Source organism: Brachyspira catarrhinii, assembly GCF_005518285.1.
GTDB lineage: Bacteria > Spirochaetota > Brachyspiria > Brachyspirales > Brachyspiraceae > Brachyspira > Brachyspira catarrhinii.
Map to the genome: position 1 here is coordinate 1 of NZ_SJDU01000709.1, position 620 is coordinate 620.

General features: G+C 20.3%; 2 pseudogenes. Both read left to right on the forward strand.

Annotated elements, in window-relative coordinates:
* Positions 1–198: pseudogene (locus EZH24_RS14465) on the forward strand (Rpn family recombination-promoting nuclease/putative transposase); the annotation flags it as partial.
* A 198-nt stretch (positions 199–396) separates the two neighbouring features.
* A pseudogene (locus EZH24_RS15195) lies at positions 397–620 on the forward strand (hypothetical protein); the annotation flags it as partial.

The window sequence follows — 620 nt, forward strand, 5'->3', positions numbered from 1 at the left end:
ATGACCGAGTATGAGAAAAAAGAACTCTATCAATACGATAAACAAATAACGCTTAAAGATGAAAGACTAAAGGGCATAAAAGAAGGAATTAAAGAAAGGAATTATTCTATAGCAAAATCAATGAAAACGGAAAATATCGACATAGAAACCATTAAAAGAATTACAGGCTTAAGCATAGACGAAATTCGCAAACTATAATAAATTCTATAAAAGTTAATTAGTTAATTATTCCCACATAAAGTATATAATCAAACTATGAATAAATTTCAAATCCTTTCAATATCTTTTTTATTATTTTATTTAGATTAAAAATATCCTACAATAATTTTTGTATTATTGATTATAATTATATTAGTGATATTATATAATATATTTCATAAAATGTGCGAGTTATAAATGAATAATAAAAATCATAATACTTTAATTTATTTATTATCTTGTTTAATATTTTTGTTAGCAATGTGTTTTATTTATTTTAATTATGCAAAAGAAAGAAAAATATTCATACAAGAAGCCATAAATAATTTTGAAAAAAATACTTTATTAACCATAAGTAATTTTTCATTAATGTATTCTCAAACTAATTTGAATTTAGAAAATAATAATATAAAAGAGAGCAG